13 protein-coding genes and 1 pseudogene are annotated in these 13571 nt (G+C 69.0%); 6 read left to right on the forward strand and 8 right to left on the reverse strand.

The window, feature by feature from the left end:
* Positions 1-202: pseudogene (locus NA4_RS41695) on the forward strand (alpha-(1-2)-phosphatidylinositol mannosyltransferase); the annotation flags it as partial.
* A gap of 28 nt (positions 203-230) precedes the next feature.
* Here NA4_RS41695 and soxR read toward each other — a convergent pair.
* Entirely contained in the window at positions 231-716 is a 486-nt protein-coding gene (gene soxR / locus NA4_RS31640) for a redox-sensitive transcriptional activator SoxR (protein WP_067478511.1), read from the reverse strand.
* Between the two features lie 144 nt (positions 717-860).
* On the opposite strand from soxR, the gene arcA reads away from it, so the two are divergent.
* Entirely contained in the window at positions 861-2150 is a 1290-nt protein-coding gene (gene arcA, locus NA4_RS31645) for an arginine deiminase (RefSeq protein WP_245671676.1), read from the forward strand.
* Positions 2151-2157: 7 nt separating this feature from the next.
* The gene (locus NA4_RS31650; RefSeq protein ID WP_067478513.1) at positions 2158-2517 is read left to right on the forward strand and encodes a GntR family transcriptional regulator; all 360 of its coding nucleotides are present in this window, start codon (positions 2158-2160) and stop codon (positions 2515-2517) included.
* Positions 2518-2547: 30 nt separating this feature from the next.
* On the opposite strand, the gene NA4_RS31655 is transcribed toward NA4_RS31650, so the two are convergent.
* From NA4_RS31655 to NA4_RS31670, 3 genes are all read right to left on the reverse strand, one after another.
* Entirely contained in the window at positions 2548-4173 is a 1626-nt protein-coding gene (locus NA4_RS31655; protein ID WP_084497644.1) for a dolichyl-phosphate-mannose--protein mannosyltransferase, read from the reverse strand.
* A gap of 142 nt (positions 4174-4315) precedes the next feature.
* Entirely contained in the window at positions 4316-4597 is a 282-nt protein-coding gene (locus tag NA4_RS31660; RefSeq protein ID WP_307188607.1) for a helix-turn-helix domain-containing protein, read from the reverse strand.
* A 126-nt stretch (positions 4598-4723) separates the two neighbouring features.
* Positions 4724-5056, reverse strand: a complete 333-nt coding sequence (locus tag NA4_RS31670) for a hypothetical protein (RefSeq protein ID WP_157129411.1) — start codon at positions 5054-5056, stop codon at positions 4724-4726.
* A gap of 200 nt (positions 5057-5256) precedes the next feature.
* Between NA4_RS31670 and NA4_RS31675 the strand changes: the two genes are divergently transcribed.
* Positions 5257-6477, forward strand: a complete 1221-nt coding sequence (locus NA4_RS31675; RefSeq protein ID WP_067478526.1) for a helix-turn-helix domain-containing protein — start codon at positions 5257-5259, stop codon at positions 6475-6477.
* Positions 6478-6882: 405 nt separating this feature from the next.
* Here the strand turns inward: NA4_RS31675 and NA4_RS31680 are convergent, their stop codons facing one another.
* On the reverse strand, positions 6883-7731 hold the full coding sequence (locus tag NA4_RS31680) for an LLM class flavin-dependent oxidoreductase (protein ID WP_067478529.1): 849 nt from the start codon (positions 7729-7731) through the stop codon (positions 6883-6885).
* Positions 7732-8000: 269 nt separating this feature from the next.
* Here NA4_RS31680 and NA4_RS31685 point away from each other — a divergent pair, with 269 nt between their 5' ends.
* Together NA4_RS31685 and NA4_RS31690 are read left to right on the forward strand one after the other, a co-directional pair.
* Positions 8001-9812: an ABC-F family ATP-binding cassette domain-containing protein gene (locus NA4_RS31685; protein WP_067478533.1), complete on the forward strand. Its 1812-nt coding sequence runs from the start codon at positions 8001-8003 to the stop codon at positions 9810-9812.
* Between the two features lie 308 nt (positions 9813-10120).
* On the forward strand, positions 10121-10327 hold the full coding sequence (locus tag NA4_RS31690; protein ID WP_067478544.1) for a heavy-metal-associated domain-containing protein: 207 nt from the start codon (positions 10121-10123) through the stop codon (positions 10325-10327).
* Between the two features lie 57 nt (positions 10328-10384).
* Here NA4_RS31690 and rsmA read toward each other — a convergent pair whose 3' ends face one another.
* The 3 genes from rsmA to NA4_RS31705 all read right to left on the reverse strand — a co-directional run.
* Entirely contained in the window at positions 10385-11266 is an 882-nt protein-coding gene (rsmA, locus tag NA4_RS31695; protein ID WP_067478535.1) for a 16S rRNA (adenine(1518)-N(6)/adenine(1519)-N(6))-dimethyltransferase RsmA, read from the reverse strand.
* Between the two features lie 204 nt (positions 11267-11470).
* Positions 11471-12598, reverse strand: a complete 1128-nt coding sequence (locus tag NA4_RS31700) for a resuscitation-promoting factor (RefSeq protein ID WP_067478538.1) — start codon at positions 12596-12598, stop codon at positions 11471-11473.
* A gap of 178 nt (positions 12599-12776) precedes the next feature.
* A partial coding sequence (locus tag NA4_RS31705; protein ID WP_067478547.1) for a TatD family hydrolase occupies positions 12777-13571 on the reverse strand: 795 nt, incomplete at its 5' end.

Here is a 13571-nt window from a genome sequence, read left to right on the forward strand (position 1 = left end):
GAGCCGATCCTCGGCGCTGGCCGACATCCTGACCGCCGACTGCGGGGCGGTCGCCGCCGACCATCCGTCCGCGTTCGCGCAGGCGGTCACCGACGTGCTGGCTATGCCGCAGGCCGGGCGGCGCAGGGCCGCGCGCAGTCGCGCCGAGCAGTTCACCTGGCCGCGGGCCGTGGCGGGCATGCTCGCGGTGCTCGGCCGCTAGCTGTACGGCACGCGAGCCCGAGGGCGGTTCAGCAGGCCGCCGGTTTCGACGGGCAGTTGAGGTGCACGTCGAGGACGCGGGCGCCGGGGCCCTCGGAGCCGAGCCGGTCGTGTTCGTTGACCAGGCGGCAGCTGCCCAGCGACAGGCAGCCGCAGCCGATGCAGCCGGTGAGGTTGTCACGTAGGCGGACCAGCTGGGTGATGCGGTCGTCCAGGTCGGCACGCCAGACGGTCGACAGGGTCTCCCAGTCGCGCCGGGTGGGGGTGCGGCCCTCGGGCAGCTGATCGAGGGCGGCCCGGATCTCGCTCAGCGGTATGCCGACGCGCTGGGAGATGCGGATGAAGGCGACCCGGCGCAGCGTCTCGCGAGCGTATCTCCGTTGGTTCCCGCTGGTGCGTCTGCTGGTGATGAGCCCTTCGCGTTCGTAGAAGTGCAACGCGGAGACCGCGACTCCACTACGCTCGGAGAGCTGGCCGGGGGTCAGCTCTTTCGCCCGCCAATCGGCTGTCGACATGCACACTCCTCCAATCACCTCAACAATACTTCAGGTTAGTGAGCCGGGAGGCGGATTCGGCAGCACGGGCCGCAGCACCCGCAGCGGCGGCACAGCGGCAAAGATTTCCGTGCTCTCCGGGCCGCGGCGAACTACGGTCTGATCATGGGAGCAGATGCTGTGTCCGCGCGGCGCGAGGGTCCGGACCCGCAGGGACCCGAGCAGGACGATGCGCGCCTCGCGGTGACCTCCGAAGTCGGTTCGTTGCGCACGGTGCTGCTGCACCGCCCTGGCAACGAGCTGCGCAGGCTGACGCCGCGCAACAACGATCAACTGCTGTTCGACGGCATCCCCTGGGTGGAACGCGCGCAGCAGGAGCACGACACCTTCGCCGGCGTCCTGCGCGCACGTGGCACCGAGGTGCTGCTGCTGCCGGACCTGCTCGCCGAGACGCTCGCGGTCAGCGGCGCCGCCCGCATCCAGGGCATCTCGGCCGCGGTCGACGCGCGCAGGCTGGGGCACACGCTGGCCGACGAGCTGGCCGCCTTCCTGCGCGGGGTCCCGGCAAGGGAATTGGCCGAGATCCTGATGGCGGGCATGACGTTCGACGAATTGCCGTTCGGACCGGACGCCGCCTCGCTGGTCCGCCGCATGCATCACGGCGCGGATTTCGTCATCGATCCGCTGCCCAATCTGCTGTTCACCAGGGATTCCTCGTTCTGGGTCGGTCCGCGCGTCGCGATCACCTCGCTCGCGCTGCCCGCCCGGAGCCGGGAGACTTCGCTCACCGATCTCATCTACGCCTTCCACCCCCGCTTCCTCGGCGTGCGGCGCGCCTACGAATCGCACACCGCTCCGATCGAGGGCGGTGATGTGCTGCTGCTGTCCGACGGCGTCGTGGCAGTGGGCGTGGGGGAGCGCACCTCGCCCGCGGGGGCGGAAGCCTTGGCCCGCAGCTTGTTCGACGACGACCTGGCGCACACCGTGCTGGTGGTGCCGATCGCGCAGACCCGCGCGACCATGCACCTGGACACGGTGTGCACCATGGTCGACGCCGACGCCGTGGTGATGTACCCGGCGGTTCGGGACTCACTGTGCGCGTTCACGATTCACAAGGAGGACGACTACGGCGGACGGCAGGGCGGCGGCCGGGTCGCCATGCGCGGTCCCGACCCGTTCCTGCCCGCGGCCGCCGACGCGATGGGCATCGGCAAGCTGCGGGTGATCGACACCGGGCTGGACGGCGTCACCGCAGAACGCGAGCAATGGGACGATGGCAACAACACCCTCGCTCTCGCCCCCGGCGTGGTCGTCGCCTACGAGCGCAACGAGATGACGAACGCCAGACTGGAGGACGCGGGCATCGAGGTGTTGCGCATTCCCGGATCGGAGTTGGGTTCCGGCCGCGGTGGACCCCGCTGCCTGTCCTGTCCGCTGTCCCGAGACGACGTGTGAGTAGGCCATGTTCACCATTACGGTGTCGCATGATTCGGCCGTGCCGCCCTACGAGCAGCTGCGCCTCGGCATCATCGCCCAGGTGCGGTCCGGTGAGCTGACGGCCGGGACCAAGATCCCGACCGTCCGGGCGTTGGCCGCCCAGCTCGGCCTCGCCCCGAACACGGTGGCCAGGGCCTACCGCGAGCTGGAGGCCGACGGAGTGGTCGAGACCCGGGGCAGACAGGGGTCGTTCATCGCGTCGTCGGGCGACCCGACGCGGGACGTGGCGGGGCGGGCCGCCACCGCGTACGTCGCGACGGTGCGCCGATTGGGGTTGGACGACGACGCCGCTCTGCGATACGTGCGGGCCGCTCTGGAAGCTTGACGACCGGCGGCAGCCGCAAATCAGACACCTCTACCGCCAGCTGGGCAGCCAGAGGTGGTCGTGCCAGTTGCTCGGTGTGATCGGCAAGGCGGTGAGGATGGGCCACAGCCAGATGAAGTTGGCGATCACCAGGCCGAGATACAGGCACACCGCGAGCAGGCCGAGGCTGCGCCGTTCGCTCGGCGGCGCGGACAGGTAGGTCCCGACGGGGCTGCGCGGTATCGGGCTCGGGCGCGCGGGGCCCAGGATGTCGCCGAGCACCAGCGCCACGCCCATCACCAGGAACGGAGCCATCGGGACGGCGTAGAAGTAGTACATCTGCCGGTCCAGCGTGGCGAACCAGGGCAGCAGTGCCGCGCCGTAGGCGACCAGCACCGCGCCGTAACGCCAGTCGCGCCGGACCAGGGCGCGCCACAGCATCCAGGCCAGCACCGGGACCGCGATCCACCAGAGGGCGGGCGTCCCGATCAGCATCACGGCCTTCACACACTGGGTCTGGCCACAGCCGGTGACGCCGCTGTCGGCGTAGTAGTACAGCATCGGGCGCAGGCCCATCGGCCACGTCCAGGGCTTGGACTCCCAGGGGTGATGATTGCCCGCCGAGTTGGTCAGCTCGGTGTGGAATTCCAGCGACCTGGCATTGAAGTACCACAGCGAACGCAGGGCGCCCGGCACCACGTGCGACCAGAATCCGCCGGTGCCGATCGCGTCCGTCGGAGCCGACGGATTGCCCGGCATGTATCGGTACACCCCGGTCTCGCTGGCGAACCAGGCCCAATAGCTGGCCAGATAGACCCCGAGCGGCACGAGTACCAGTGCGTACAGCGCGGGGCCGATATCGCGAACGGCGACGCCGAGCCAGGGGCGGCGGACGTGATAGGCCCGCCGCGCCGAGAGATCGAAGTAGACGCTCAGCAGGCCGAAGGCGGCGATGAAATAGATGCCGGACCACTTGGTTCCGCAGGCCAGCCCGAGGAGCACGCCCGCACCGAAGCGCCACCAGCGCACACCGAGGCGCGGCCCCCAGTCCGTCACGCCGATCCGGCCCTCGGCGTCCGCCCTGGCGATCCGGGCGCGGACCTCGTCCCGGTCGACGATGAGACAACCGAAGGCGGCGGTCACGAACAGCGCCATGAAGATGTCGAGCATGCCGATGCGCGACGAGACGAAGGTGACACCGTCGGCGATGAGCAGGATGCCCGCGATCGCGCCGATCAGGGTGGAGCGCGCCATCCGGCGCACGATCCGGATGACCAGCAGCACCAGCACGGTTCCGGCGACCGCGGCGGTAAAGCGCCACCCCCAGCCGTTGTAGCCGAACATCGCCTCGCCGATCGCGATGAGCTGCTTGCCGACCGGCGGGTGCACCACCAGGCCGTAGCCGGGATTGTCCTCCACCCAGCCGCCGGTGAGCATCTGCCAGGCCTGCGGGGCGTAGTGCTTCTCGTCGAACACCGGCGTGCCCGCGTCGGTCGGATAGTTGAGCATCGTGAACCGCGTCACCGCCGCAATCGCGGTGAGGAACGCCGTCACCAGCCACCCCCGCAACCGGTCGGCCGGCCCGAAGTCGGGCGCGGGCCGCAGCGGCGCCGGACTCGACCAGGAGGGCACGGTCCCGAACCGTGCGGTCGCACGCTGGTCGGTCACCTGAGTCACGCCCCGATCGTATGCGGTGCCGCTGCTCCGGGTCTTCAGGCCGTACCAGTCGGGTGACGCAACAGTTGCGTTCAGGTCCTGCGTTGGGTGCCACCCGGGTTGTGGGCGTACCCGATTCCAGCCACATCTCCTTTCCTCGCCGTCAGAGCATGAAGTCGCGGTAGCGCGGGTCGGCGATCACTCGTCGTCCAGGCTTGGTGATCCGCCACGTCCGGGTGCCGGGGAAGTGGCGTACCCAGCCGAGATACGACAGCGACTGCAACGCCGCCTGTGCGGTGTTCTTCGGCAATCCGACCAGCAGGTGAAGCTGCCGGAGGGTGAGCGGTCGATCGGCCAGAGCGGCAAGCACCTTCGCCTGTGGCTCACTCAACGCCATCGTCTTGCCCGGGGCGGCCCGCGCTGCGCTCGCGGAGATAGCGTTCAGCGACGACCTTCCGCGGGCACGGCGGGGTGCATCTCCGGTGGATCTTCAGCAAGCCGCGGGCGTGCGTCTCGTCCGCGGGCATATTGCCGTCCATGCAATAGTCCTCGCACCAGCTCCGGCGCTCCGTCATCGCTGCTCGCCCCCCGTATCCACGGTCCGGCCGATGTAGGCGCTTGCGGATAGGTACTGCCCGCAGCGCGGGCCGTGCCCGGAGTGGACGTTGCGGATGAAATGGGCATGGTCCAGGCTGCGAAAGACACCATCCTGCCAACAGTTCCGGTGAAGGTGCCGCCACAGCTCAGCGTCGGCGAGAGTGATGGTCACCGGTTGATCATTCTCCCGCTCGATACGTTCGACCACCTCGCGGAACGGCACCGACTCGTCCGGTTCTTCGCCCAGTTCGATTAGCCACGGAAGCACCCAGAACAGCAGGATCAGCAGACCGCCGACAGCCGCCATGACGATCAGGACAACAGCGAGTTCGGACATGCGCGAGAACCCCCTCGTGTGGTGTGGCCGGGTAGCACCCGGCGCCGGGGAGGTCGGGGCTCAACCCGGCGCCGGGGGCCGACCTCAGAGTCGCAACGATCACACCGCGATCTGTCCCACACCGGGACAGCTGGATAGCATGGGGTTTTGGTGCTGCCGAGGGAGTGCACATGAGCGACTACCAGCAGGACGAGGGCCGCTTCATCGGCCGCCAGGTACGCACCATCCGTGCTCGGCGCGGTATCTCCCAACAGGTTCTAGCCGATCGGGTCGGCGTCAGCCGGGGCGCAATCGCCAAGTACGAGAACGGGGAACGGCCCGTCGACTCTCGCCGCACGCTTCATGCGTTGGCGACTGCACTCAGGGTCGACGTGGGTGATCTGACCGGACACGATCAAGACAAGCTCGATCCGATCGCCGCAGCGTTTCAGATGGCGGTTCCCGAGGTCGAAACGCTGTTGTGGACACACGGCAATGTCACCGACACCCGCGCGCCGGTCACGCTGGGCGAGCTGTCCATCCTCGCCGAGAAAGCCATGTCACTCATCCAGGACGGCGACTACGCAGCGCTCGCGCCGATGCTCGCGCCGATGCTGACCGACTCATTCCGTCACATCCGTGACACCGACACTGAACAAGCGTGGGACGTGCACGGGCTGATCCTGTTCGGACTCGGCGCCGCGCTCCGCAACCGCGGGTTTCACTCGCTGGCATGGACGGCCGCGCAGGAATCCGAGCGCATCGCGCTGCGAACAGGAACCGTCACGGCAACCGCAGCGGCAGCGTTCCGGCGCGGTCAGGTGATGCTCCGACACCCCGGTGCCCTGCCCGCCGCGCTCGAGCATGTCGAGACCACGGCTGAGAAGGTCGCGCCCGACGTGCGGACGGTCGGTGATGTCGAGACACTGGGAATGCTGTGGCTGCAAGCCTCCTTGGTCAAGGCTGCTCTCGGCGGTGACCCGGAACCGTACCTTGCGGAAGCGGCCGAACAGGCGAGCAGGCTCGACCAGGTGGAGCGCGGCAACTCGATCTTGAGGAACACGACGTTCGGTCCGGCCAATGTGGCCCTGTGGCGTATGTCCGCAGCAATGGAGCGCAGCGAACCGGGGGACGTGCTCGCCCTGGCGCCCGAGCTGTCGCCCGCCGACCTCCCATCGGAAGGTCGGCGGGCGCAATACTTCGTGGAAATCGGCCGCGCCCACGCCATGCAGCGCAACTATCGAGAGGCCCTGTATGCGATTCTGCGCGCCGAGACGGCATCACCGCAGTACGCCAGGGGCCTCACACACGTTCGGGAGTTGGTCGGGCACATGATGCGCTCGGCCCGGCGGGACCTCACCAGCGGTGAACTCGGCCGCCTGGCGCGGCGGGTTGGTGTTGTTCCCGCCTAGCCGGTCACGTCCCTCTCTCTGCTGCAGTGCCCGATCGCACCGCCCGCCTCGTGTTGCTGACTGTTCACAAGATCGCTGACCAGTATGTTCACCCGTCCGCGCTGGTCAGCGCCATCGAACCCAACTCATGTGTGATGTCATTCGAACGCCACCTGGCAGGCGAACCCGCTGGTCACCAGGCAAACAACAGCACCGCCAGGGCCGACGCCGTACCGGTGTCCGAACGGCATGGGTGCTGGTCGTTGAGCGCTATCTCTGGGAACGGGTCGGAGGACGGGACCGGTTACCAGTGCGCCTTGGGTGCGGACGTCGCGAACGTCAGGGCTTATACGTGCGTGTCGCCGCTCTGGACTGCACGACCGTGGAGTGGCCGGATACCGAGCGGCCGGTCGAGCACGATTTCCGTCAGGAGACGACGTCGGCCAGCCGATCGACCTGGTCTACATCGCTTCCGTAGCAATAGAGCATCAACTCGTCGGCGCCGAGATCCTCGAATTGGGCCATGGCCGTGCGGATTTCGTTCGGTGTGGTGAGCATTCCGGAGACCATGGAGTCGGCGCGTCCGGTGAACCGGTAGTAGGCGCCCATCGCGGCGCGGGCGTCGTCGATGACCTCCTGTGGGCCGAGCGCCGCGTTCACCTGGGCGACGATGCGGGGTGCGCCGGACCTGCCGTGGTCCTTCCAGGAACGGCGCACGGTGTCGAACAGGCCACCCGCCCACGACGGCGCGGCCGCGGCGAGAAACCCTCCGCCCCAACGGCCCACCCGCTCCAGCGCCGCCGGTTGGAAGCCGCCGAACAGGATTTCGGGGCCTTCCGGCCGCAGCGGCGCGGGTCCGACCGGACCGCACTCTTCGCTGTGTGGAGCGCCGGACCACAGGCGGCGCATCAGAGAGAGTTGCTCATCGAGGCGGCGGCCGCGGGTGCGCAGGTCGGTGCCGGAGGCATGGTGGTCGTCGGCGCGTCCACCGACGCCGAGGCCGAGCACCAGGCGGCCGCCGGACATCCGGTCGAGAGTCGCGACCTGTTTGGCGAGCAGTACCGGGTCACGCAACGGCGCGAGCAGGACTTCGGTCTGGACATTGATCCGGGTGGTCGCCCCGGCGATCGTGGCGAGCGCGATCAGCGGTTCGGGGTTGTCGTACACCAACCGGTCGAGCAGGCCGAGCGTGCGGAAAGGGCCCGCGTCGGCGCGCCGGGCCCAGTCGAGCAGGGCGGCGGGATCGGAGATGGGCAGGCCGAGGCCGACATGCATGGGGGTCCTCCAGAGGAGCAAAGCGGAATGGGAAGGGTGCCGCCCGCCGAAGACCTCGAAGCGAGGTGGGGCTCCCATTCTGCGGCTGTACTTCTGGGGAGCGCCGGATCGGTTCCTTGGAACGAACGTTGTTCGTCGAGACGAATCTAGACGAACGCTGTTCGTTCCGCAAGCGCCTGCACTCTCCTGGGACAGCGGCGCGTCCACGCCGGTCGGTACGCTGGCCCAGGGCAATCATCGGCTCGTCGCCGCAAGACACGGAAGGATCCATGTCCAACCTGATCAATCTCGAACAGGTCCACAAGAGCTTCGGGATCAAGCCGTTGCTGGACAACGTGTCGCTCGGCGTGCACGCGGGCGAACGGATCGGGGTCGTCGGCCTCAACGGAGGCGGTAAGACCACCCTGCTCGAGGTGCTCACCGGCATCGAGGAGCCGGACAGCGGCCGGGTCAGCAGGCTCGGTGGCTTGCGTATGGCGGTCGTCACCCAGCGCGGCACGCTGCCCAAGGGCGCGACGGTGGGCTCGGTGGTCCTGGCCGGTCTCGCCGATGACGCGATGACCGACGGCGTCGCCGAACACGAATGGGCCGCCAACCCGCGCATTCGCTCGGTGCTGGAGGGTATCGGCATCGCCGATCTCGGCATGGACACCCCGGTCGACAATCTCTCCGGCGGCGAACGACGCCGGGTCGCGCTCGCCGCCGCGCTGGTGCGCGAGCTCGACCTGCTGGTACTCGACGAGCCGACCAACCACCTCGACGTGGAAGGCGTGCAGTGGCTGGCCGAACATCTGCTGAGCCGCCGCAGCGCACTGGTCGTGGTGACCCACGACCGCTGGTTCCTCGACACCGTCGCCACCAACACCTGGGAAGTGGTCGGCGGCAAGGTGGAGAGCTACGAGGGCGGTTACGGCGACTGGATCTTCGCCCGCGCCGAGCGCGCCCGTCAGGCGGACGCCTCCGAGGCGCGGCGGCGCAACCTGGCCCGCATAGAACTGGCCTGGCTGCGGCGCGGTCCGCAGGCCCGCACCTCCAAGCCGCGCTACCGGGTCGAGGCCGCCGAAGCCTTGATCGCGGACGTGCCGCCGCCGCGCGACAGCGTCTCACTGGCCGCGTTCGCGCGGAAGCGCCTCGGGCGCGTCGTGGTCGAGCTCGAGGACGCCACGCTCGCCACCCCCGACGGCCGGGAACTGGTGCGTGATCTGACCTGGCGGCTGGCGCCGGGCGAACGCGTCGGCCTGGTCGGCGTCAACGGTTCGGGCAAGACGACGCTGCTGCGTGCATTGGCCGGAGACACCGGGCCGAATGGCTCGGCCCTGGCCGCGGGCAAGCGCGTTCAGGGCCAGACCGTGCAGATCGGCTGGCTGCGGCAGGAACTCGACGATCTGCCGACCGAGCTGCGCGTGCTGGAGGCGGTGCAGCAGGTGGCGCAGCGAATCATGCTCGGCGACAAGGAGGTCTCCGCGGGCCAGCTGGCCGAGCGGCTCGGCTTCAGCCCCGCGCGGCAGCGCACGCCGGTCGGCGACCTGTCCGGCGGCGAGCGCCGCCGCCTACAGCTGACCCGCATCCTGATGTCCGAGCCGAACGTCCTGCTGCTCGACGAGCCGACCAACGACCTGGACATCGACACGCTGCAACAGCTGGAGGACCTGCTCGACAACTGGGCGGGCACGCTGGTGGTGATCAGTCACGACCGCTACCTCATCGAGCGCATCTGTGACTCCACCTGGGCACTGTTCGGCGACGGCAAGCTCACCAACTTGCCCGGCGGCATCGAGGAATACCTGGACAAGCGCGCCGCGCTGATCGCAGGCCGAACCCGCGCGACGGCACCGGAAGCCAAGCCCGCCGACGCGACCGCCACCGATTCCGCGGCCTACCGCGCCGCCCGCAAAGAGCTGACCCGCCTGGAACGCGCCATCGACAAACTGTCCGACCGCGAGCAGCGTCTGCACGCCGCACTGGCCGACGCCGCCACCGAACCGGACAAGCTGGTCACCTTGGGTGCGGAACTGAAGCAGGTCATCGCGGAGAAGGAGACCGCGGAGGAGCGCTGGCTGGAGCTGGCCGAGGGCGTGTAGTTCGCCGGGCTCGCCGCCGTCGGCCACTCGAAGCGGGCGGCGGCGGCGATCCTAGCCCGGGCCACGGGGCTCGACCATCCGCCGATACGCGGCGGCTGGACCTGCCTCGAGCAACCGATAGGGCGCATGTGGTGCACCCCGAGCGGCAACAGGCTGCACAGCACGGAAACCGCGGCGCGAGAATCGAACACAACCAGGGGACGATGCTCGGCACGGCGACCTGTTGCGCCAGATACCCAAGGGGGGTATGTTTCGGATGTCGGGATACCCCCCGGATGTATGACAAAGATGGAGCGAAGGAGTCGGACATGCCCACCACCACCTACACCGTCACTGGGATGACCTGCGGGCACTGCGTCGGCTCCGTCAAGACCGAGATCGGCAAGATCGATGGTGTGACCAGTGTCGACGTCGATCTCGCCAGCGGCGCGGTCCGGGTCGACAGCACCGCGCCGATCGCCGATGCCGATATCGTCGCCGCCGTCGACGAGGCGGGCTACGAAGTCGCCGTCTGATCCCGCTTCCGCGCGGCTCCTCGCACACTCGCGAGGAGCCACGTGCGCATGGGGGTGCTACGCCTGAGCCGCCAGGCGGACGAAGGCCGCTGTGTCGAGCGTCTCGCCGCGCGCGGTGGGCGAAATGCCAGCGGCGAGCAGGCGGCGTTCGGCTTCGGCGGGCGAGCCCGCCCACGCGGCGAGTGCGGCGCGGAGAGTCTTGCGGCGCTGCGCGAATGCGGCGTCGACGACCTCGAAGACGCGGCGGCGGTGCTCGTCGTCCATCGGCCACGGCGGCTGGGCGAAGCGCTCGATCCGGACCAGGCCGGACTCGACCCGCGGTACCGGCCAGAACACCTGGGTGCCAACCGCGCCCGCGCGCCGGACCGTCCCGAAGAAACCCGCTTTCACACTCGGCACGCCATAGATGCGGCCGCCGGGCTCGGCGGCGAGCCGATCGGCCACCTCGGCCTGCACCATCACCAAAGCCACTGCGATGCTCGGCAATTCGGCCAGCAGATGCAGCAGCACCGGCACCGCCACGTTGTACGGCAGGTTGGCCACCAGCGCCGTCGGCGCGGCGGGGAGATCCGTGGCGCAGACGCGCAGCGCGTCCGCCTCGACCACCGACAGCCGGGCCGCCAGTTCCGGCGCGCGATCCGCGACGGTCACCGGAAGATGCCGCGCGAGCACGGGATCGACCTCGACCGCGACCACCGAATCCACCACATCCAGCAGTGCGAGCGTCAGCGAACCCAGACCCGGCCCGACCTCGAGCACCACATCGGCGCGCCCGACGCCCGCGGCCGCGACGATCCGCCGCACCGTGTTCGCGTCGTGCACGAAGTTCTGCCCGAGCTGCTTGGTCGGCCGGATCCCGAACCGTTCGGCCAGCACGCGCACCTCGGCGGGACCGAGCAGTGCGGCACTTCCGCGAGCGGCAATCTCAGGTTCGGACATCTCGAGAATCTATCAACCGCGTGTCGACGCGACCTCTCCCGCTCACGCCTGTCTCGCCGTCCATCTGCCGCAAACCGGCCCCGCACGCGGAAGCGTCGGCATCCGATCCCGCAAGGCGCGACACTGCCGAATCCACCCGCAGTGACACATCCAGCTCGGATTGAGCATCCTGCGGCGACGCGCGGACACCGCCGAGGCGACGCGTCAGCTGATGCCGAGCCTGCTCGTGCAGGCGGGCCAGGCGCCCCAGCCCTGCCGTTGCCGGGTGATCTCGGCGATGGCGATCTGCTCTTCCCTGGTCGCCAGGTCGGCGCGCGGCGCGTACTTCAAACCACCCTGCCGCTCCCAGGTGCTCTGGTCGAACTGCACGCCGCCGTAGTAGCCGTTGCCGGTGTTGATCGACCAGTTGCCGGTCGACTCGCAGCGGGCCAGCGCGTCCCAGATCGCGCCGTCGCGCACCGGCGGCACCTCGGTGCCCGGCTTGGCGCCCTTGCGGACGGTCTTCGGCTGCGCGGCGACGGACACCGTGGAGCCGATCGGCGTGCGGTCGACTTCCTGGCCGTTGACCATGGTGACCGCGAACGTGACGTCCTGGACACCGGGCTTGCCGGCTGATTCCACGACGGTGCGGCTCATGTTCAAGGTCGGGTCTTCGATGACGTTCTCCGGCGGATCCAGGGGCACCGTCTCGGTGTGCCGCTCGACCCGCTTGCGCGTCACCGTGACGCGCAAGCCATTCGTCAGCGGGGTCGACGCGGCGGGTTCGACGGAGTCCTGCTCGATCAGCGGGATGCCCGCGACCTTCAGGAACTCACCGACCGTGGGGGCGGCCAGACGAACGTCCACCGGATTGCCGATGCCGTCGACCAGGGAGACCATGCGCGGGGTCGCGATGAGCAGCGCCGCGCCTTGCAGCGGCAGCTTCTCCTCGCGCGCCGGCGAGACGTACACCTCTTTCGGGATCTTCAGCTGCTCGAGCGCCTCCCCGGCGGTCACGCCGGTGGTCCACACCTTCTGCGTCAAGCCGTCGACCGAGATGTCGACCTCGCGCGCCCGGTTGAGCGTGATGGTCGCGCCGTTGCCGATGTGCGCGGCCAGCGCGGGAGCCACCTTGTCCCGGTCGGTCACGGCGAAGCCCGCGGCCTTCAAGACGCCGCGCACATCGGGCGACATGGTGGTCTGCAACAGCTTCTCGCCGTCCACGACGACGGTCACCGTCTTGCGGTTCACGATCGCCAGGCCCGCGCCGACGATCAGCGTCAGCAGCAGCGCCCCGACCGCGAGGTACAGCAGCGGGGACCGCGACTGGTTGATCCGCGTAAAGGGTGACATGGTCACAGCACGATAACGAGGGCGCCGTGACCCGACAACCGCAAGCTCCGGAACAGGACCTTTTCAATATCACGATCGAATATCGACTGCGCAGGTAAATCACAGAACGGCATACCAAACGTGACATAGAACACATTTGGGGCGGTTGGGGCTCTCGTCAGCGCGGGCCTGAAGGTCCTCAGATGCGGTAGACGCGACGCGCGTTGGCGGTGGTGATCTTCGCCAACTCCGCGGGATCCTGCTGGCGCAGTGCGGCCAGCGCTCGCACCGTGTACGGCAGGCAGTACGGCTCGTTGGGCGCGCCGCGGAACGGATGCGGGGTCAGATACGGCGCGTCGGTCTCGACCAGGATCTGATCGTCGGGCACCACTTGGGCCGCCTCGCGCAGCTCATGCGCGTTCTTGAAACTCACCGTCCCGGAGAAACTCAGGATGTAGCCCTCGGCCACGCAGGACAGCGCCATGTTCGTGTCCGAGGAGAAGCAGTGGAAGATCACGGTATCCGGCGGGCCCTCGTCCAGCAGCACCGTCAACAGGTCGTGGTCGGCCTCGCGATTGTGGATCATCAGCGGCTTGCGGACCCGTTTGGCCAGGTCGATATGCCAGCGGAAGCCCTCGATCTGCGTCTCGATATCGGCGCAGCCGTCCAGCTTGCCCGGCCAGTAGTAGTCGAGGCCGGTCTCACCGACGGCGACCACGCGCGGGTCGGCAGCCAGGCGCTCCAGTTCGGCCTTCGCCTCGTCGTCCAGCGCGTTGGCCCTGGTCGGATGCAGTGCGACGGCCGCGTACACGCGATCGTCCCAGTGCGCGGCGCGCACCGCCCACCGCGCGGCGGCCAGGTCGTCGGCCACGGTGACCACCTGTCCGACGCCGACCGAGGCGGCCCGGTCCACGATCGCCGCGGTGGAGACCGCGTCGGTCGCGCCGCAGGCGTCCAGATGGGTGTGCGCGTCCACGATCGGCGCGAGCGGCTG

Origin of the sequence: Nocardia amamiensis NBRC 102102 (assembly GCF_001612745.1) — a bacterium.
GTDB lineage: Bacteria > Actinomycetota > Actinomycetes > Mycobacteriales > Mycobacteriaceae > Nocardia > Nocardia amamiensis.

Coding starts and splice junctions, on each gene's coding strand:
- soxR (WP_067478511.1), bottom strand. CDS start 716: ATGTCGACAGCCGATTGGCGGGCGAAAGAGCTGACCCCCGGCCAGCTC.
- arcA (WP_245671676.1), top strand. CDS start 861: ATGGGAGCAGATGCTGTGTCCGCGCGGCGCGAGGGTCCGGACCCGCAG.
- NA4_RS31650 (WP_067478513.1), top strand. CDS start 2,158: ATGTTCACCATTACGGTGTCGCATGATTCGGCCGTGCCGCCCTACGAG.
- NA4_RS31670 (WP_157129411.1), bottom strand. CDS start 5,056: ATGGCGGCTGTCGGCGGTCTGCTGATCCTGCTGTTCTGGGTGCTTCCG.
- NA4_RS31675 (WP_067478526.1), top strand. CDS start 5,257: ATGAGCGACTACCAGCAGGACGAGGGCCGCTTCATCGGCCGCCAGGTA.
- NA4_RS31680 (WP_067478529.1), bottom strand. CDS start 7,731: ATGCATGTCGGCCTCGGCCTGCCCATCTCCGATCCCGCCGCCCTGCTC.
- NA4_RS31685 (WP_067478533.1), top strand. CDS start 8,001: ATGTCCAACCTGATCAATCTCGAACAGGTCCACAAGAGCTTCGGGATC.
- NA4_RS31690 (WP_067478544.1), top strand. CDS start 10,121: ATGCCCACCACCACCTACACCGTCACTGGGATGACCTGCGGGCACTGC.
- rsmA (WP_067478535.1), bottom strand. CDS start 11,266: ATGTCCGAACCTGAGATTGCCGCTCGCGGAAGTGCCGCACTGCTCGGT.
- NA4_RS31700 (WP_067478538.1), bottom strand. CDS start 12,598: ATGTCACCCTTTACGCGGATCAACCAGTCGCGGTCCCCGCTGCTGTAC.